Below are 18,085 nucleotides of genomic sequence, written 5' to 3'. Positions count from 1 at the left end.
CGATCGGCCAAGGACCATCCGATGACCGGCAATTCCGCAACCACCATCATCTTCCTGCTGTTTCCCGGCATCACCCAACTGGATTTTACCGCGCCCGCGCAGGCGCTCAGCCGGATGCCGGGGGCAGTGGTCGCAGGCGCCGCCGCTACGCTCGATCCCCTTGCGACCGACAGCGGCTTTGCCATCGTGCCGACGCATGATTTCGCCTCCGCGCCGCAAGCCGACATCTTGTGCGTTCCGGGCGGCCATGGCGTTGCCGATGCGCTGGGCGACGCCGCGACGATCGATTTCATCGTTCGGCAGGCAGCAGGCGCCGCCTGGGTCACAAGCGTCTGCACGGGCGCTTTCCTGCTCGGGCGCGCGGGGCTGCTCGCGGGCAAGCGCGCGACGACGCATTGGGCCTATACCCATTTGTTGCCGCTCGTCGGCGCCGCGCATCAACCCGGCCGTGTCGTCGAGGATGGAAAAATCGTAACGAGTGGCGGCGTTACGTCGGGACTCGATTGCGCGCTGACCCTGATCGCACGGATGAAGGGCGATGCCGTCGCGCAGGCGATCCAGCTCGCGATCGAATATGATCCCGCGCCGCCCTTCGTCGGCGGCCATCCCGACACTGCCCCTGCCGCGGTGACCGCGGGGTTGAAAACGCGCGTCTATGATGCCGCCGCGGCGCGGATGGAGGCGGCGCTCCGCAGCTAGCGGCAATCGGCAAGCGCGATTTCGTAAAGCTTCGGCCAGTATTTGCCGGTGACGAAGAGCCGTTTTGCCTTGGCGTCCCAGGCGATGCCGTTGAGCACGCTGTCGGTGCCTCGCACCCCGGCGTCGGCCTTCAGACCCGAAAGATCGACAAGTGCCGCGACGTCGCCGCTTACAGGGTCGATGCGGACGATGAAATCGGTCATCCAGATATTCGCCCAGACCTGATTGTCGATCGTCTCCAGCTCGTTGATCATCGCGACCGGACGCCCGGCGAAGCGCACGGTGACGCGGCGCCGTTCGGCCATCGTCGTCGGGTCCAGAAAGCGCAGCTGCGGCGTTCCGTCGCTAAGCACCAGATCGTCACCAACCATCGTCAGCCCCCACCCCTCGCCCGCATAACGGAAGGTGCCGAGCGGCTTCAGATCCCTGATCCGCCAGCGGTGGCCGACGCCGCTTTTCCACGTCACGCCGATAATCTGGTCGCCCCAGCGGGTGATGCCTTCGCCAAACTGGTCGGGCGGAAACGGCGTTTCGGCGAGCGCCCTGCCGGTCTGGAGGTCGAGCCGTGCGACGCGCGACCGGCCATACTGCCCCGTCGCCTCATAAAGATGCCCGTCGTGCCAGAACAGGCCCTGGGTGAAGGATGACGGGTCGTGCGGAAGGGATTGGATGATGCGGTAGCCACAGCGTTCGACCGGCGGCGGCGAAATGGCCTCGGCCGGCGGATCGGCGAGCAGCGCAAGCGCGATGGCGAGGACGAACATCATCCCCGTCTAGCTATGCGGCTTGGGCTGAACAGGCAATGACGGAACAGCGGCGGCCTTCGCAGGGACACAGGGCGACGAAAAAGGGGCCGGAGGATTGCTCCCCCGGCCCGCTTTCGGTTGGCTGAGCGCCGAACGGCCAGGACTTTAGAAGTCCATGCCGCCCATGCCGCCCATGCCGCCGCCGCCCATCGGCATCGCCGGCTTGTCTTCGGGCAGCTCGCTCACCGCCGCTTCGGTGGTGATGAGCAGGCCCGACACCGACGCGGCGTCCTGAAGCGCGGTGCGGACAACCTTGGTCGGGTCGATCACGCCGGCGGCCTTCAGATTTTCATAGGTGTCGGTCGCGGCGTTGAAGCCCTGATCCTGGTCGTTTTCGCGCAGCAGATTGCCGGCGACAACCGCACCGTCGTGACCGGCATTGGCCGCGATCTGGCGCAGCGGGGTCTCGATCGCCTTGCGGACGATGTCGATACCGCGGGTCTGGTCGTCGTTGGCGCCCTTCAGCCCTTCGAGCGCCTTCGTCGCGTACAGCAGCGCGGTGCCGCCACCGGGGACGATGCCTTCTTCGACCGCGGCGCGGGTCGCGTGCAGCGCATCGTCGACGCGGTCCTTGCGCTCCTTCACCTCAACCTCGGTCGCGCCGCCGACCTTGATCACCGCAACACCGCCGGCGAGCTTCGCCAGACGTTCCTGCAGCTTTTCGCGGTCATAATCGCTGGTCGTGGTTTCGATCTGCGCGCGAATCTGTTCGACACGGCCCTTGATCGCTTCGGCATCACCCGCACCGTCGACGATGGTGGTGTTGTCCTTGTCGATCGTGACGCGCTTCGCCTGACCAAGCATGTTCAGCGTGACGTTTTCGAGCTTGATGCCCAGATCTTCGCTGATCATTTCGCCCTTGGTCAGGATCGCGATGTCCTGCAGCATCGCCTTGCGGCGATCGCCGAAGCCCGGCGCCTTGACCGCAGCCACCTTGAGGCCGCCGCGCAGGCGGTTGACGACGAGGGTCGCGAGGGCTTCGCCTTCGATGTCCTCGGCGATGATCAGCAGCGGACGGCCCGACTGCACCACGGCTTCGAGGATCGGCAGCATCGACTGGAGGTTCGACAGCTTCTTTTCGAAGATCAGGATATAGGGATCGGTCAGTTCGACGATCATCTTTTCCGGATTGGTGATGAAATAGGGCGACAGATAGCCGCGGTCGAACTGCATGCCTTCGACAACGTCGAGCTCGAACTCGAGACCCTTGGCTTCCTCGACGGTGATCACGCCTTCCTTGCCGACCTTTTCCATCGCTTCGGCGATCTTTTCACCGACTTCGGTGTCGCCGTTGGCCGAAATGATGCCGACCTGCGCGATTTCCGACGAGCCCGAAACCGGGGTCGAACGCGCCTTCAGATCTTCGACGACCTTGGTGACCGCGAGGTCGATGCCGCGCTTCAGGTCCATCGGGTTCATGCCGGCGGCGACCGACTTCATGCCTTCGCGCACGATCGCCTGGGCGAGCACGGTCGCGGTGGTGGTGCCGTCGCCGGCCTTGTCGTTCGCCTTGCTGGCGACTTCGCGCAGCATCTGCGCGCCCATATTCTCGAACTTGTCCTTGAGTTCGATTTCCTTGGCGACGCTGACGCCGTCCTTGGTGATGCGGGGGGCGCCGAAGCTCTTGTCGATCACGACGTTGCGACCCTTGGGGCCGAGGGTGACCTTGACGGCGTCGGCGAGAATGTCGACACCCTTCAGGATACGCTCGCGCGCGTCGCGCGAAAATTTAACGTCCTTGGCAGCCATTGGCTCATTCCTTTCAAAGGCGCAGAAAACTGCGCAACTTCACTCTAGATCGTCATCCCGGCGAAAGCCGGGATCGTTCTGGACCTCGAACCGGGTTCAAGGCCGGTAGCGGTCCCGGCTTTCGCCGGGACGACGGAAACATCAGGCGATGACGCCGAGGATGTCCGATTCCTTCATGATCAGCAGCTCTTCGCCGTCGACCTTGACTTCGGTGCCCGACCATTTGCCGAACAGGATGCGGTCGCCGGCCTTGACGTCGAGCGGCGTCACCTTGCCGTCGTCGGCGCGGGCACCGGTGCCGACCGAGACAACTTCACCTTCCTGCGGCTTTTCCTTGGCGGTGTCGGGGATGATGATGCCGCCGGCCGTCTTTTCCTCGGCTTCGATACGGCGGACGAGCACACGGTCGTGCAGCGGACGAAATTGCATGGATTTCCCTCCAATAGTGCAATGGATGTCGCTTAGCACTCACTATCGGAGAGTGCTAACAGGCGGCCATATGGGCCGGGGGTGTGACAGCGTCAAGTCAGGGACGCGAAAATTCTCGACGCCACGAGGCAGCCGTCAGATGGGGGCCGGAACGACCTCGCGCAAGGGCGCCGCCACGTGCACCAGTCCCAGTCGCTCGCGCTGCATCCAGCGGGTCAGCATCAGCACCGCGACGATGCCAAGACCCGTCGCGAGGCCGGTCCAGATGCCAACGCCGCCCCAGTCGCGCTCGAACGCCAGCCAGGCGCCGACGCCGATGCCGATCACCCAGTAACCGAACAGCGCGAACAGCATCGGAACAAAAGTGTCGTGGAGCCCGCGCAGCATCCCCTGCGCGACAACCTGCGCCCCGTCGGCGACCTGGAACAGCGCGGCGATGATCAGGAAGCTGACGGCAAGCTCGGCGACTTCGGCATTGGCGGGGTTGGTGCGGTCGATGAACAGGCCGGCGAGCGTTTCGGGCATCGCAAGCATGATCAGCGCCATCGCCGCCATGAAACCCGTGCCCATGGCAAAGCTGGTCCAGCCTGCGCGCCGGATGTGACCGGCATCGGTGCGGCCATAGCCGATACCGACGCGCACCGTCGCCGCCTGCGCCAGCCCCATCGGGACCATGAAGGTCAGCGAGGCGAGTTGCAGCGCCACCGCATGCGCCGCGACCGCGGCGGTCGAAATCCAGCCCATCAGCATCACCGCGGCCGAAAAGACCCCCGCCTCGAACGCGTGGCTGATCGCGATCGGCGTGCCGATGCGCGTCATCTGGACAAAGCGCGGCCAGTCGCTGCGCCACCAGCGACCGAGCAGGTGATAGCGGCGGAACTGCCGGTCGCGATAGACGACGCCGACCATCAGCAGCAGCATCAGCATATTGGTCAGCACGCTGCCGACGCCTGCACCAACGATGCCGAGCGCGGGCATCCCCAACTTGCCGAAGATCAGCGCATAGTTGAACAGGATGTTGCCCAGCACACCGACGACGCCGACGATCAGCGACCACATCGGCCGTTCGAGCGCGGCGAGGAAGTTGCGGAACGCCAGCGTCGCCAGGAAGAGCGGGATCGACCACATATAGGCGCGGACATAATCCTGCGCGAGCGCGGCGAGCCCCCGGTCCTGTCCGAGCAGATCGAGGATCGTGCCGGTGTTCCAAAGGGTGACGAGCATCGGCACCGCGACGACGGCGACGAGCCACAAGGTCTGCCGAAAGGTGCGGCGGATGTCGCGCACCGAATTGGCGCGGCGCCCGATCTCGCTGGCCATCAGCGGCGACGCCCCCATCACCAGCCCCATACCGAAAATGCCGAGCAGCATCGCCAGATTGAAGCCGAGCGACGAGGCCGCCAGCTCGGTCGGCCCCAGCCGCCCGACCATCAGCACGTCGGTCGCGCCGATCAGCGACATCGTCAGGTTGGTGAGGACGAGCGGCCAGGCAAGCGCCAGCGTCGCACGAAACTCGGCGCGCAAACCCTGCAACGGATGCACGGGGGGAGAGGTCGGCTGGTGCAGCATAGCCGTCCCGGATAAGCGCGCGATTGTTACGGTTCAATAGGTTGCCGTCGGCGCCCGCGCCAATTGTCGGCAAGGGTGGCAGAAAGGCCACAGCGGCCACCCAATCGTCATGGCGCTTATCGCGCTCGCATCCGCAGGCGTCATTGCGAGCGCAGCGAAGCAATCTCCAGCTTGCGTAGCTCCCGGACGATGGCTGGAGATCGCTTCGCCCCCCGGATCAAGTCCGGGGTTCTCGCAATGACGAAGTTATCTCACCCGCCCCACATACCCGCCATCTCCACCCCGAACGCCACGAAGGTCAGCGTCAGTCCGACCACGAACAGGCGGTAGGCATAGGCAAGATAGCGATATTTGCGCCGCGCGAGCACCATGCCATTCTGATAGGTGTCGCGCAGCATCGTTTCGTAGATGTCTTCCTCGCTGCGCAGCCGCGCCTTGACCGCGGCGATATATTCATCCTCGTCCATCTGCGAAAAGCGGCCGAAGAAGAGGATATTGCTGTGGTCCTTGCCGTCCTTGTAGACGACGGGCGGCGCCTTTCCGACGCGCGGCAGCACCGCCGACACGGCGAGCAGCGCCGAGAGGAAGGAAAAGGTCGCAAGAATGGTGAGCGGCATCGCCAGCGCCCCCGCCCCGGCACGCGCCTGTCCGATCGCCAGCGTGAATACCACGAAGGTCGCGCCCATCAGGATCGACGCTTTCTGGTCGGCCATCTGCGACAATTGCATCGTGATCTGCTGCGTCGTGCGCACCAGATGCACAGCGTTGGGCGGAAAGGCCGCGCCCGGTTCGGGCTTCGGATCGTCTGGCATCGCCCTGCCCCTTTGTCTTCGGACCCGCGACAGCGATGGCACAGCGCGCGATTGTCGGCAAGATGCTGCCCTGTTCCCGCCGCAATCGCTTGCCAAGCGCGCATCATCGCGCCATTCCCGCGCGCATTCTTTTCCTTGATGGGACGCACCCGATGAGCACCGCCCTTACCGACCAGATTTACGGCCTGATCGCCCCCTTCAACAAAAAGGGCGTCGAACTGACCGACGCGACAACCTTTGCCGGCGACCTCGAATGGGACAGCCTGACGGTAATGGATTTCGTCGCCGAAGTCGAAGACACGTTCGATATCATCATCAGCATGAACCAGCAGGCCGAGATCGAGAATGTCGGCCAGCTGGTCGCGGCCGTGGCGAAGCTGCAAGGCTGATCCCCCATCTTCCCGTTCGCATCGAGCGAAGTCGCGACGCCCCTCGGGATAGCGCATGATCGAGGAACATCTCGACTTCGCTCGATGCGAACGGTTCTTGGACGATTGATATGACCGACCTTTTCTCCAAATTCGACCCGCTGATCCAGCAGCGCGAGGCGCTGCTCGCCACCGGCGTCACCGATCCGTTCAGCCTGGTGATGGAAAAAGTGCTGTCGCCCACCGTCGCGATCTGCAACGGGCGCGAGACGATCCTGCTCGGCACCTATAATTATATGGGCATGACGTTCGACGACGACGTCGTCGCCGCGGGCAAGGATGCGCTCGCCAAATTCGGCAGCGGCACCACCGGCAGCCGCGTGCTCAACGGCACCTATCAGGGTCACAAGGAGTGCGAGGAGGCGCTGAAAGAGTTTTACGCCATGGATCACGCCATGGTGTTTTCGACTGGATATCAGGCGAACCTCGGCATCATCAGCACCATTGCGGGCAAGGGCGACTATGTCATCCTCGACATCGACAGCCACGCGTCGATCTATGACGGGTGCAAGATGGGCGACGCTGAAATCGTCGCCTTCCGTCACAATGACGTCGAGGCGCTCGAAAAAAGGCTGAAGCGCCTGCCGCCCGAAGCGGGCAAGCTGGTCGTGCTCGAAGGCGTCTATTCGATGCTCGGCGACGTTGCGCCGCTGAAAGAGATGGTCCGCGTCTCCAAGGAAAATGGCGCGATGGTGCTGGTCGACGAAGCGCATTCGATGGGCTTCATCGGCGAGCATGGGCGCGGGGTGGCGGAGGCGCAGGGTGTCATCGACGATGTCGATTTCATCATCGGCACCTTCAGCAAGAGCGTCGGCACCGTCGGCGGCTTTTGCGTGTCGAACCACCCGAAGTTCGAGATTCTGCGGCTCGTCTGCCGCCCCTATGTCTTCACCGCCTCCTTGCCACCGAGCGTCGTCGCGACCGCCGCGACGAGCATCCGCAAGCTGATGCTTGGGAGCAACAAGCGCGCGCATCTGTGGGAGAACAGCAAGGCGCTGCACCGCGGGCTGCGCGATCTGGGCTTCACGCTCGGCACCGACGCGCCGCAGTCGGCGATCATCGCCGTCATCATGCCCGACCTGGAGCGCGGCGCGATGATGTGGGAGGCACTGCTGGAGGAAGGGCTTTACGTCAATCTGGCGCGCCCGCCCGCGACCCCGGCGGGCATGACCCTGCTCCGCTGCTCGCTCTGCGCCGAACATTCGACCGAACAGGTCGGTGAAATCCTGTCGCGCTTCGAACGCGCGGGCAAGCGCACGGGAATCATCGGCTGAACCGCGCGCACCCTCCGATCAGCGGATTCCTTTTCGCGGCGAACCGAGCGCCCGGACGGGCGACGGCGGCTTCGCGGCTTTGCGGCCGGGCGCTTGTCCGGTAAGACAGGCCGGTGTTCGAGCGGGATCATGACAGCGAAACCGACGGGCGGCGCGAGCGGATACGCTTTGGGCTGACGGTCGGTGTGGCGACGATCCTCGCGGGGGTCGTGACCGCGCTCGTGCTGCTGCTGGCGCGCGCCAACAACGATTATGACCGCTCGCTCGGCTGGCAGGCGCAGAGCCTCGAGGTGATCGCGCAGACGCGGTCGGTCGATGCCGCGCTCGCGCGCGCCGAAGCCGCGCTGGGGCGCTTTGCCGTCGGCCTGCAAAAGGCGGATGGACGTATCTATGAGCAACAATGGGGCCGCGCGCGTCAATATCTGGCCCAGCTCGAACGCAATGTCCGCGACAATCCCGCGCAGAGCCGACTCGTCGCGCAGTTGACGCGGGAAATGGACAGTCGCGGCGCGCAGCTCGGCGACGCCGCGCTCAGCGCCAACTACAACCAGACCGTCGCCGCCATCTCCAAATATTATGCCGCGGGCCAGGGCGACGGGCTGGCCAAGATCGACAAGCTGCTGACGCAGATCATCACCAACGAGCGCGCGCTGCTGCGCGAGCGCAATCGTATCGCCGCCGCCGACCGCGCGAGCCTCGATCAGGCGATGCTGCTCTTTTCGCTGCTTGGCGCGGCAGCGGCAGTGCTCGCGATCGGCGCGACCTTCTCGCTGATCCGCGTGCAGGGTGAACGACGACTGGCGCGGCGCGAACAGGCGGCGGAAAGCGAGCGCGCGATGCAGCTCGAAGCCGCGGTCGAGGCGCGCACCGCCGAGCTCGAACAGGCGAATATCGCGCTGCGCAGCGAAATGGCCGAACGCGAAGCCGCCGAGGCGCAGCTGCGTCAGGCGCAGAAGATGGAGGCGGTCGGCCAGCTGACCGGCGGCATTGCGCACGACTTCAACAATATGCTCGCAGTCGTCGTCGGCGGACTCGAACTCGCCGAGCGCTGGCTGCCCGGCGAGCCCGAAAAGGCGCAGCGGCACCTCTCCAACGCGCTCGACGGCGCCAATCGCGCCGCCGACCTGACACGGCGGCTGCTCGCTTTTGCCCGCGCCGAACCCGCGCGCCCCGAAATGACCGCGATCGACGAATCGATCGGCCGCTTCGCGCCGCTGATCGAGCGCACGATCGGCGATCGCATCGCGCTGGCGCTCGACCTCGATGCCGCGACGCTGGCGTGCTGGATCGACCGGCAGCAGTTTGAAAATGCACTGCTCAACCTGGCCGTCAATGCGCGCGACGCGATGAACGGCCACGGGTCGCTGACGATCCGCACGCGCGGCACGCACAAGGAGGGCGCACAGACGCTGGCGGTCGAGGTGATCGACACCGGCTGCGGCATGACGCCCGATGTGCTGGAGCGCGTATTCGACCCCTTCTATACGACCAAACCCGCGGGCCAGGGCACGGGGCTCGGCATGAGCCAGGTCTTTGCCTTCTGCCGCCAGTCAGGCGGCGAGGTGCAGATCGCGTCGACCGAAGGCGAAGGCACGACCGTCGCGATGCTGCTGCCCATCGCCAGCGCCGTGCCCGGTGTCGCCGACGACGAGGCGCCGGGCGAGAAAGAGGCCGAAGCGATCCCCGCCGATGCACTGACCATATTGGTGGTCGAGGACGATGCGCGCGTGCTCGCCGCGACGGTCGACGCGGTGCGCGAACTGGGCCACCGCGCCGTTGCGTGCGATAATCCGCTGGAGGCCGAGGCGCTGGTCGAGGCGCGGCTCAACGAGGGGCAGGCCGGGTTCGACCTGATCCTGACCGACGTTCTGATGCCCGAACTCACCGGCCCCGAACTGGTCGCGCGGCTGAAGCTGCGCTGGCCCGGCCTGTCAGTGCTGTTCGTCACCGGCTATGCCGGCGATGCAAGCGAGGTCGCGGCGTTCGGCGACCATGACGTGTTGCGCAAGCCCTTCACCCTGTCGGCGCTCGACCAGGCGATCCGACGCTGCGGCGAGGCACGGTCGGCGCGGCAGCGGCTCGCGAGCTGAGGTCGCTTCTCGATCGCGATCGGATGAGATCAGAATATATCCCCGCGAACGCGGGGATCCATCGCCGGACGGCGCAAAATCGAACCGGCAGAGGATGGCCCCCGCCTTCGCGGGGACGCACGGGTTATTACAGGCTGGTCGCCATCGCTACCGGATCGCGCCGCCCCGGATCAGACGCGGCACGAGCGTCAGCGCGGCGAAGAGCGGCCAGCGGCGCTGCCAGGGCTTGATCTCGATCTTCGTCCCCGCGTGCCGGTTGATCTTCCACGCCAGATAATCAATCCCGCCAGCATAGGTCAGGCTGGCCTTGGCAAGGCGCGCGATACTGATGAGCTTGCCCTCGATCCGCCGCCGCCGCCAGCCACCGCTCCGCGCTCCGGGTGGAATCGCAGCAATGGCAGGCGCGCTGAAGCGCTCGTAACGGGCAGTATCGGCATCGACGACCGATTGCCCGCGGCCGCTTCGCTCGGCGCGCAGCTCAACCGAATAAGTGAGACGAAAGGCGCGGCGCCACCAGTCGAGCGGCGCTTCGCCCGCCTGTCGCCCCGCGGCCGCAAGCAAGGCGGGTGCGGCGCGCGCCACCGCCGCGACGGCGCGATCGCGAGCGGTATCGTCGACCGCCCAGACGAGCCGCGAAGGTTGTGCAAAACGCGCCCATACCGACACGTTGCGCGTCTCCGGCCCGTTCAGGCGGTGGAAATCGGCTTCGCTCAGCACCGCATATTTGGCGATCAACCCGCCGTGCTGAAAAGGAAAGACGTTGGGGGGGATCAGCCGGTTCGCGGCCGCCATCCAGCGTTTCGGATAGGCGTCGCCATAATCCGACACAATCAGGTAGAAATCGAGCATCAAGCCGTCGAGCACGCTTTCGCGCAGGCAGCTGCCGTAAAACAGCACCGCGCGCGCGCTGCCGGGATAGCGCTCGGCGATCGCGGCGGCCATCGCGGTCACGCGCGGATCGACGGGAACCGCCAGCTCTTCGCGGACGAGATCGGTCAGGCGGGTCATCTAGGGTCAGGCGGCGAGACGCAGGAAGGGAACCGGCTGCGTCGAGGTGAGGATGATCGGCGCACCGCTCCTGGCCTCGAAAATCTCGCCGTCGAGGATCACGTTCGACCGCTCGCCCTCGATCCGTATCTCGTCGCCTTGCTGAAAATGCACGCCGGCGAGCTGCTTTTGCCCGAGCGTGCCACGCCAGGTCGCACCGAGCATTCTCAGCAGCGCGCCGACATTGCTGTCGGTCGCGAGCAGCTTCATATGGCCGTTGCTGCCATGGCTGTCGCTGGTGCGGATACTGAGCAGCAGTTTTTCGAGCGTCGTGACGATGAGCAGCGAGAATTTGCCCTTGAACTCGCCCTGTCGGACGAGCGACACCGTCATCGGTTCGGGCTTGGGCGGCAGGCGCCCGCCGCCGATGCCGAAGACGATCGCGAACAGTCCGAGGATCGCCGCGAGGAAATGCGAAATGCCGTTGGGCAGGCCGAGCGGATAGATACGGTTGCGGCAATAGAGCATGACGTCGGCGAGATAGGCGCCGCCGAGGAACATGCCGAGCACCGGGCGGCTGTTGCCGCCGCCGTCGAGCGCGATAAGCTGGCGCTCGATCACATGGTCGTCGATCTCGCCCGCCTGGACAAGATCGAGCACGCGCTGGAGCGCCTTGATCGGGTCGCCCTCGGCGCCGAGGTCGAGCGCGATCAAATTGGTCTTGCCGTTGGGCAGCACCGCGACCGGTGGCGGCGAACCGCCGAAATGACCGCCCGAATAAAGCTCGGTCAACGCCGCCTGCACCGTGCCGTCGCCGCCGTTGATCGCAACGACGCGCGGGGACACCATGGCGATCGTGCGGATCGCCTCGCCGATCTGTTCGACGTCCTCCACCTCATAGTGGAAGATGTCGGGGTGCGCCGCGCAAAACTCGCGAACCCGCGGCAATTGCGAGCGGTTGCCCGTCGAGCGAGGATTCGAGAGGAGCGCGACACTGGCCATCGGCGGTTCACATATACTTCATCGTGATCGAGATGGTCCGCGGCGCATCGCCAACCGAAAAGGCCGTCTTCTTGTAGCTCGGCTTGCCGAGGTTGAAGATGTTGATGCTCGGATTGTTCGACATGCCGCCGCCATCCTTGCTGATGTCGGTCTTGCCATTGCCGTTGACGTCGTGCCGCACGGCGATACCGTAGACCCCCGCTTCGGGCAGGGGGACGCAAACGGTCATCGATCCGGCGCGCGCCGGCACCTCAATACGCGCCAGCCAGCGGCCCTTTTCCAGCCAGTCGGTCGACGTTCCGCGATAGCTTTGCACGCGAATCTTGCCGCTCGACGCCTTGATTCCGTTGATCTGAACCAGCGTCGACGGTCCGCTGCGGCAATTAGCGAGATCGTTCGGGATCACCCGGCCCATGGCATGCGCCGTGGACCCCGCCGCCAACAGAGCGACGGCAATCAGGCCCGATACAAATTTCGACATGACCTCAAAACCTCCAGAGGCTATAGCCACGTCCGCGCACGCACGGCGCACGCCGACATGGGTCCCTGTCGCCCTTGAATCGGCATATGGGAAACATTTGCGGCCAAAACATGGTGATGGGGCGACGAAAGATTGAATAAGCTGCCTGCCATCGACCGCTACATCGCGCGGCTCATCTTTTTCCCCATGCTCGGTACGCTTGTGCTGTCGGCGATGCTGCTCGTGCTCGAAAAGATGCTGCGGCTGTTCGATTTCGTCGCGACCGAGGGCGGGCCGGTCAGCGTCGTGTGGCGGATGCTCGCGAACCTGATTCCCGAATATCTTTCGCTCGGCATTCCGATCGGGCTGATGCTGGGGATTCTCCTGGCTTTCCGAAGGCTTGCGACGTCGAGCGAGCTCGACGTGCTGAAAGGCGTCGGCATGAGTTTCGGGCGGCTGATGCGAATGCCCTATGTCTACGCCGTCGCGCTCGCCGCGCTCAACCTGGCGATCGTCGGCTTCATTCAGCCCTATGCCCGCTACGCCTATGAAGGCCTGCAGTTCGAACTGCGCTCGGGCGCGCTCGGCGCGTCGATCAAGGTCGGCGAGTTCACCAGGCTGGGCGACCGGATGACGCTGCGCATCGAGGAGAGCTATAATGAGGGCCGCAGCTTGCGCGGCATTTTCGTGCGCGGCGAGCAGCGCGACGGCCAGCGCGTGTCGGCGACGGCGTCGCGCGGGCAGTTCCTGGCCACCGACGATCCCGAAACGATCATCCTCAGGCTGTCGCAGGGGGTGCTGATCCACGAATCGCCCAAGTTCGCGGTTCCGCGCGTGCTGACCTTCGACAATCACGACCTGCCGATCCCGTTGCCCAAGATCGAGGCGTTCCGCCTGCGCGGCGGCGCCGATCGCGAAATGACGATCCCCGAGCTGTTCGTCGCGGGCAAGGACAGCAGCCAGAGCGAACAGACGCGGCTCGAATCGCGCGCCAATTTCCACTTCCGCATCGTCGAGGTGATGTCGATGTTCCTCATTCCGCTGATCGCGGTCGCGCTGGCGGTGCCGCCGAAACGGTCGACCTCCTCGCTCGGCGTCTTCCTGTCGATCGTGCTGCTCGTCACCCAGCACAAGATCAACCAATATGCCGAGGATCTGGGCGCGCGCGGCGCGGTCGATCCGCTGATCGCGCTCTGGGTGCCCTTCCTCCTCTTCGCGGCGCTCGCGATCTGGATGTATTATACGATCGCCCATGTTCCGGGCGGCCAGCCGATCGGCGCGCTCGAGCGGGTCGCGGCGAAGGGTGCCGGGCGGCTCCGCAGTCTGATCCGTCTGTTCCAGCGCGAGCAAAGGCCGGGCTGATGCACCAGCTTCATTTTTTCCCCTCGCGCACCATGGCGCTCTATGTCGGGCGGCTGTTCCTGTTCCGCACCTTTGCGATCCTCTTCGCGCTCGTCCTGATTCTGCAAACGCTCGACCTGCTCGGCGAAAGCGGCAAGATCCTGGCGGTCGCGGGCAATAGCGACAGCGACGTGTGGCGCTATGTCGGGATGCGGATGCCGCAGATCATCGAGACTTTCCTGCCCTTTTCGGTGCTGCTCGGCACGATATTGACGATGGTGACGCTCAACCAGAACAGCGAGGTCGTCGCGATGAAGGCCGCGGGCATGTCGGCGCATCAGGTGCTGGCGCCGCTGTTCCTCGCCGCGCTGCTGGTTGCCGGGATCAGCTTTGCCTTCAACGAACGCATCGTCACGCGTTCGACCGCGGCGCTCAGCGCGTGGCAGAAGGTCGAATATCGGCGCGTCCCCGCCGACAGCGGGGTGCGCAGCAACATCTGGGTGCGCGACGGCGACGATCTGATCAACGCCGAAACGGTCGAGACTGCGGGCGCAGCAGTCGTGCTGCGCGGCGTCACCATCTATGAACGCACCGGCGGCGTGCTGTCGTCGATGCTGTCGGCCGACAGCGCGCGCGCGCTGCCCGGCGGCGGCTGGGAAATGACGAACGCGCGGCGCTTTGAGCGCCGGTCGGGGACGCTCGCGCCGCTGGGCACGATCATTGCGGCGCGCGATGTGCGCCCCGACCAGTTCACGCTGGCGCAGGTCGATGGCGACGAACTGCCCTTTCTGAAGCTGAAGGCCGCGATCGACGACCTCGAAGCCGCGGGGCGCCCGGTCGAGGCGCTGAAAGGCGTGCTGTGGCACAAGATTTCGGGGCCGCTGTCGGCGATATTGATGCCGCTCCTGGGCGCGGTCGCGGCGTTCGGGCTGGCGCGATCAGGCAAGCTGTTCGTGCGCGCGATCATCGGCATGGCGCTGGGCTTCGCCTATTTCGTCGCCGACAATTTCGCTCTCGCGATGGGCGATCTGGGGGCGTATTCGCCGTTCCTGGCGGCGTGGGGGCCGTTCATATTGTTCGCGCTGATTGGTGAGATGATTTTGATCAGGACCGAGGAATAGGGCTGATTGCGGCCGGAAGCGGCCGTTGCCGATCCTCCCCCAACGGGGGAGGGGGACCATGCGAAGCATGGTCCCCCTCCCCGTGCCGGGGAGGATCGCTTCCGTCCACTCCCCACCCCAAAGCGGACACGCCGTCGGCAAGACAATATCAGGCCGCCTTGCCCCGCGCCGAACCCGCGACCAGATTCGCTACCAGCTTCGGCAGGCTGTCGTAATTGGCGCCATGATATTGCGAATCGGCGGGCAGCGCGTCCTTCAGGCGGCGGTGCGCTTCGGCGAGCGCGTGATAGGGGACGCCGGGCAGCAGATGGTGGAGCGCATGATAGCGCAGGCCCACCGGGGCCCACAGTTCGGGCAGCAGCCCCGGCGGGGGCACATTGACGCTGTCGAGGAACTGGCCGGTCACGGTCAGCACCTCGCCGTCATTTTCCCACAGATGCGCCACCAAAGTGCGAATCTGGTTGAGCACCAGGGTCGCCGCGGCAATTGCGCCAAAGATGGCGAGCGCGCGCAGCGCCACCCAGCCGAAGACGCCCGCGGCGATCAGCAGGGTCGACCAGGCCCAGGCGCCGCCTTCCTGCCACGCCCACATGCGGCGGAACGCGCCCTCGGGCGGCTTGCGGCGAAACAGCGGGTTGATGATCATCCCCGAATAGCGTTCGACGACGATCCGGCGCAGCGGCGGGATCAGCAACGACAGCGGGGTCAGCACCGCATAGCGAAAGACGAGCGCAATCGGCGCAAAGGCCGCGGCGACGACGAACAGCGGCACCGTCCACGGCTTCATCAATGCGAGCGGCAGATATTCGGGATCCTCGACCGTGCCATATTTGGTGCGGTTGTGGTGCAGGCTGTGGATGCCTTCATACATGAAGGAGGGGATCAGCAGCGGCACGCCGACGAGCAGGTTCCACGCGAAACGGAAGCCCGGCAGCGCATTCTTGCGGATATGCGTGAGTTCGTGGATAAAACTGCCCGCGCGATACAGCGCGACGACGGCAATCGCCGCGGCAAGCAGCGTCCATGCGATCGACGGCGCGAGGATCGCCGCCGCGATGCCGGCATAGCCGATGACGGTCGAGGCGAGAAAGTCGGTCCAGTAGATGCTTGGCGAAGGCTGCACGAGGTCGCGCGTCAGTTCCGACGCCGCGCGGATCATCGCCATATCGTCCGTGATGGCCGATTTGGGCGTCGAGGGCATCGACGGCGCGAAGGGTGTCGCGACCCGATCGGCGGGGGGATTGATCGTCGTCATAGCGGGTCCAGAACCATAGCTTCGTGGCAGCAAAATGGCCGAATGCGGGTCGCCAGCGCGCTTTTGATGCCCTAATGCCTCGCGTCAAATATAATGTCGTCTTTTCAGGAAACCAGTATGCGCGCGCACAACCAAGGCCCGGTCACGATCCATCCGGTCAAGGACAAGAACGACCTGCGCGAGTTCGTCGAGCTGGCCTTTCGGCTCAATCGCGGCGATCCCGCGTGGGTGCCGCCGCTGAAGGGGGAGGTCTACGGCCTGCTTACCCCCGGCAAGAATCCGTGGTTCGAGCATGGCAAGGCGCAGTTTTTCCTTGCGCGCCGCAATGGCCGCACCGTCGGACGCATTTCGGCGCATATCGACGAGCTCGCGCTCGCACAGCCGGTGGAACAGGGCATGGGTCCGGGCACGGGCAATTGGGGGTTGATCGAAGCCGAGGATGAAGCGAGCGCCGCGGCGCTGATCGCCGCGGCCGAGGACTGGCTGCGCGCACAAGGCATGACGCGCGCGCTCGGCCCGCTGTCGATTTCGATCTGGGACGAACCCGGCCTGCTGATCGAGGGGTTCGAGACACCGCCGACGATCATGCTCGGCCACAACAGCCCGCTCTATCGCGGCTGGATCGAGGCCGCTGGATATCATCCGGTCAAGCAGCTCAGAAACTTCGCGGTCGACATCGCCGACGGCTTTCCACCGCTGGTGAACCGCATCGTCGCCGCGGGCGAGAAGAATGAGCGCATCCGCATCCGCCGCGTCGACAAACGGCAGTTCGACGCCGAAGCGCGGCTGATCATGGGCATCCTCAACGATGCCTGGTCGGACAATTGGGGTTTCGTGCCGCTCACCGACAGCGAGATCGCCTATATCGGCAAAAAGCTGAAGGACATTGTCTTCGAGGATCTGATCCGCGTCGCCGAACTCGACGGCGAGCCGGTGGCCTTCATGATCGTGCTGCCCGACATCAACCAGCTGCTCATCGACATGGACGGATCGCTGCTGCCCTTCAACTGGGCGCGGCTGCTCTGGTGGCTGCGCAAACCCAGGAGTCGGCGCCTGCGCGTGCCGTTGATGGGCGTGGTCAAGAAATTGCAGAACAGCCGAATGGCGAGCACGCTGGCCTTTATGATGATCGAGTTCATCCGCCGCGACGCGGTGCGCGATTATGGCGCCGAAGAGGGCGACATCGGCTGGGTGCTCGACGACAATCAGGGGATGAACGCGGTCGCCGCCGCGATCAATGCCCGCGTCAACCGCGTGTATCAGATTTACGACAAGATGCTGACCTGAGGGTCAGGACAGCCGCACCCAGGTCGGCGCGTGATCGCTCGCCTTTTCCCGGCCGCGATGATCCTTGTCGACGCCCGCATCGACCAGCCGGTCGGCAAGCGCCGGGCTGAGCAGCAGATGATCGATGCGGAACCCGTGGTCGCGCTGCCACGCCCCCGCCTGATAGTCCCAATAGGTCCAGACATGCCCCGCCGGATGACGGCTGCGCAGCGCGTCGGTCCAACCGTCGCCGAGCAGACGAAAATAAGCGTCGCGCGATTCGGGCTGCATCAGCGCGTCGGTCGCCATCGCGCGGGAATCCCAGACATCGTCGTCGTGCGGGATGACGTTGTAGTCGCCGGTCAGGATCGTCGGGATTTCGGCGGCGAGCAGCGCCTTCGCCCTTTCGCGCAGCCGCGCCATCCAGCGCAGCTTGTAATCGAATTTCGGCCCCGGCTGCGGATTGCCGTTGGGAAGATATATTGACGCGACGCGGATGCCGTGAACGTCGGCCTCCAGATAACGCGACTGCTCGTCCTCCTCCTCGCCCGCCAGGCCGCGCTGCACCTCGACGGGATCGGCGCCTCTCGCGAGGATCGCGACGCCGTTGAAACCCTTTTGGCCGTGATAGAGGAAGCCATAGCCCGCCGCCTCGATCTCCTTGGTCGGCATCGTCTCGTCGCTCGATTTCAGTTCCTGCAGGCAGGCGACGTCGGGCTGCGTTTCCTCGAGCCATTCGACGAGGCGCGGCAGGCGGGCCTTGATCCCGTTGATATTGAAGGTCGCGATTTTCATGC

At 65.2% G+C, this 18,085-nt stretch carries 17 protein-coding genes; 7 read left to right on the top strand and 10 right to left on the bottom strand.

Translation table 11 applies throughout. From position 1 onward, the window contains the following. The first annotated feature begins 21 nt into the window (after positions 1–21). Positions 22–699: a DJ-1/PfpI family protein gene (locus tag SPYCA_RS00915; protein ID WP_120218599.1), complete on the top strand. Its 678-nt coding sequence runs from the start codon at positions 22–24 to the stop codon at positions 697–699. On the opposite strand, the gene SPYCA_RS00910 is transcribed toward SPYCA_RS00915, so the two are convergent. The 5 genes from SPYCA_RS00910 to SPYCA_RS00890 all read right to left on the bottom strand — a co-directional run bounded on the left by SPYCA_RS00910 (position 696) and on the right by SPYCA_RS00890 (position 6,064). Then, complete coding sequence (locus SPYCA_RS00910; protein ID WP_232003432.1) at positions 696–1,463, bottom strand: glutaminyl-peptide cyclotransferase; 768 nt, start codon at positions 1,461–1,463, stop codon at positions 696–698. The genes SPYCA_RS00915 and SPYCA_RS00910 overlap by 4 nt on opposite strands. A gap of 147 nt (positions 1,464–1,610) precedes the next feature. Beyond that, positions 1,611–3,254 (bottom strand): chaperonin GroEL, encoded by a 1,644-nt coding sequence (gene groL, locus SPYCA_RS00905; RefSeq protein WP_120218597.1) that lies wholly within the window; start codon positions 3,252–3,254, stop codon positions 1,611–1,613. 141 nt (positions 3,255–3,395) lie between these two features. Next, entirely contained in the window at positions 3,396–3,683 is a 288-nt protein-coding gene (gene groES / locus SPYCA_RS00900; protein WP_011540765.1) for a co-chaperone GroES, read from the bottom strand. Between the two features lie 135 nt (positions 3,684–3,818). Further along, complete coding sequence (locus tag SPYCA_RS00895; protein ID WP_120218596.1) at positions 3,819–5,252, bottom strand: MATE family efflux transporter; 1,434 nt, start codon at positions 5,250–5,252, stop codon at positions 3,819–3,821. Positions 5,253–5,503: 251 nt separating this feature from the next. Next, positions 5,504–6,064, bottom strand: coding sequence for a Pycsar system effector family protein (locus SPYCA_RS00890; protein ID WP_120218595.1), 561 nt, complete (start codon positions 6,062–6,064; stop codon positions 5,504–5,506). 152 nt (positions 6,065–6,216) lie between these two features. Between SPYCA_RS00890 and SPYCA_RS00885 the strand changes: the two genes are divergently transcribed. The 3 genes from SPYCA_RS00885 to SPYCA_RS00875 all read left to right on the top strand — a co-directional run bounded on the left by SPYCA_RS00885 (position 6,217) and on the right by SPYCA_RS00875 (position 9,856). Further along, positions 6,217–6,453: an acyl carrier protein gene (locus tag SPYCA_RS00885; protein ID WP_120222077.1), complete on the top strand. Its 237-nt coding sequence runs from the start codon at positions 6,217–6,219 to the stop codon at positions 6,451–6,453. Between the two features lie 110 nt (positions 6,454–6,563). Then, positions 6,564–7,766, top strand: a complete 1,203-nt coding sequence (gene spt, locus SPYCA_RS00880; RefSeq protein WP_120218594.1) for a serine palmitoyltransferase — start codon at positions 6,564–6,566, stop codon at positions 7,764–7,766. A gap of 113 nt (positions 7,767–7,879) precedes the next feature. Next, entirely contained in the window at positions 7,880–9,856 is a 1,977-nt protein-coding gene (locus SPYCA_RS00875) for an ATP-binding protein (RefSeq protein ID WP_120218593.1), read from the top strand. Positions 9,857–10,003: 147 nt separating this feature from the next. Here the strand turns inward: SPYCA_RS00875 and SPYCA_RS00870 are convergent, their stop codons facing one another. The 3 genes from SPYCA_RS00870 to SPYCA_RS00860 are packed head-to-tail and all read right to left on the bottom strand — an operon-like array spanning position 10,004 to position 12,326. Next, positions 10,004–10,864, bottom strand: coding sequence for a hypothetical protein (locus SPYCA_RS00870; RefSeq protein ID WP_120218592.1), 861 nt, complete (start codon positions 10,862–10,864; stop codon positions 10,004–10,006). 6 nt (positions 10,865–10,870) lie between these two features. Then, a complete protein-coding gene (locus SPYCA_RS00865) occupies positions 10,871–11,845 on the bottom strand; it encodes a diacylglycerol/lipid kinase family protein (protein WP_120218591.1) in 975 nt (324 codons plus the stop codon). A 7-nt stretch (positions 11,846–11,852) separates the two neighbouring features. Continuing rightward, positions 11,853–12,326: a DUF2141 domain-containing protein gene (locus tag SPYCA_RS00860; protein WP_120218590.1), complete on the bottom strand. Its 474-nt coding sequence runs from the start codon at positions 12,324–12,326 to the stop codon at positions 11,853–11,855. A gap of 132 nt (positions 12,327–12,458) precedes the next feature. On the opposite strand from SPYCA_RS00860, the gene lptF reads away from it, so the two are divergent. Further along, positions 12,459–13,667, top strand: a complete 1,209-nt coding sequence (gene lptF / locus SPYCA_RS00855) for an LPS export ABC transporter permease LptF (protein WP_120218589.1) — start codon at positions 12,459–12,461, stop codon at positions 13,665–13,667. Next, on the top strand, positions 13,667–14,767 hold the full coding sequence (gene lptG, locus SPYCA_RS00850; protein WP_120218588.1) for an LPS export ABC transporter permease LptG: 1,101 nt from the start codon (positions 13,667–13,669) through the stop codon (positions 14,765–14,767). The genes lptF and lptG overlap by 1 nt, the downstream gene beginning before the upstream one ends. A gap of 148 nt (positions 14,768–14,915) precedes the next feature. Here the strand turns inward: lptG and SPYCA_RS00845 are convergent, their stop codons facing one another. Next, a complete protein-coding gene (locus SPYCA_RS00845; RefSeq protein ID WP_120218587.1) occupies positions 14,916–16,022 on the bottom strand; it encodes a fatty acid desaturase family protein in 1,107 nt (368 codons plus the stop codon). 117 nt (positions 16,023–16,139) lie between these two features. Here SPYCA_RS00845 and SPYCA_RS00840 point away from each other — a divergent pair, with 117 nt between their 5' ends. Then, positions 16,140–17,309, top strand: coding sequence for an N-acetyltransferase (locus SPYCA_RS00840; RefSeq protein WP_120218586.1), 1,170 nt, complete (start codon positions 16,140–16,142; stop codon positions 17,307–17,309). A 3-nt stretch (positions 17,310–17,312) separates the two neighbouring features. Here the strand turns inward: SPYCA_RS00840 and xth are convergent, their stop codons facing one another. After that, positions 17,313–18,083, bottom strand: a complete 771-nt coding sequence (gene xth / locus SPYCA_RS00835) for an exodeoxyribonuclease III (RefSeq protein ID WP_120218585.1) — start codon at positions 18,081–18,083, stop codon at positions 17,313–17,315. Between the last annotated feature and the right edge of the window lie 2 nt (positions 18,084–18,085).

The organism is Sphingopyxis sp. FD7 (assembly GCF_003609835.1).
Lineage (GTDB): Bacteria > Pseudomonadota > Alphaproteobacteria > Sphingomonadales > Sphingomonadaceae > Sphingopyxis.
The sequence above is the reverse complement of the archived record's forward strand: the minus strand, read 5'-3'. Positions and strand labels throughout refer to the sequence as shown.

Bases quoted from the DNA above. Each gene is read 5' to 3' on its own strand.
- SPYCA_RS00890 (WP_120218595.1), bottom strand. From the start codon at position 6,064: ATGCCAGACGATCCGAAGCCCGAACCGGGCGCGGCCTTTCCGCCCAAC.
- spt (WP_120218594.1), top strand. From the start codon at position 6,564: ATGACCGACCTTTTCTCCAAATTCGACCCGCTGATCCAGCAGCGCGAG.
- SPYCA_RS00915 (WP_120218599.1), top strand. From the start codon at position 22: ATGACCGGCAATTCCGCAACCACCATCATCTTCCTGCTGTTTCCCGGC.
- lptG (WP_120218588.1), top strand. From the start codon at position 13,667: ATGCACCAGCTTCATTTTTTCCCCTCGCGCACCATGGCGCTCTATGTC.
- SPYCA_RS00870 (WP_120218592.1), bottom strand. From the start codon at position 10,864: ATGACCCGCCTGACCGATCTCGTCCGCGAAGAGCTGGCGGTTCCCGTC.
- SPYCA_RS00885 (WP_120222077.1), top strand. From the start codon at position 6,217: ATGAGCACCGCCCTTACCGACCAGATTTACGGCCTGATCGCCCCCTTC.
- SPYCA_RS00895 (WP_120218596.1), bottom strand. From the start codon at position 5,252: ATGCTGCACCAGCCGACCTCTCCCCCCGTGCATCCGTTGCAGGGTTTG.
- groL (WP_120218597.1), bottom strand. From the start codon at position 3,254: ATGGCTGCCAAGGACGTTAAATTTTCGCGCGACGCGCGCGAGCGTATC.
- SPYCA_RS00860 (WP_120218590.1), bottom strand. From the start codon at position 12,326: ATGTCGAAATTTGTATCGGGCCTGATTGCCGTCGCTCTGTTGGCGGCG.
- SPYCA_RS00845 (WP_120218587.1), bottom strand. From the start codon at position 16,022: ATGACGACGATCAATCCCCCCGCCGATCGGGTCGCGACACCCTTCGCG.
- SPYCA_RS00865 (WP_120218591.1), bottom strand. From the start codon at position 11,845: ATGGCCAGTGTCGCGCTCCTCTCGAATCCTCGCTCGACGGGCAACCGC.
- xth (WP_120218585.1), bottom strand. From the start codon at position 18,083: ATGAAAATCGCGACCTTCAATATCAACGGGATCAAGGCCCGCCTGCCG.
- SPYCA_RS00840 (WP_120218586.1), top strand. From the start codon at position 16,140: ATGCGCGCGCACAACCAAGGCCCGGTCACGATCCATCCGGTCAAGGAC.
- SPYCA_RS00910 (WP_232003432.1), bottom strand. From the start codon at position 1,463: ATGTTCGTCCTCGCCATCGCGCTTGCGCTGCTCGCCGATCCGCCGGCC.
- groES (WP_011540765.1), bottom strand. From the start codon at position 3,683: ATGCAATTTCGTCCGCTGCACGACCGTGTGCTCGTCCGCCGTATCGAA.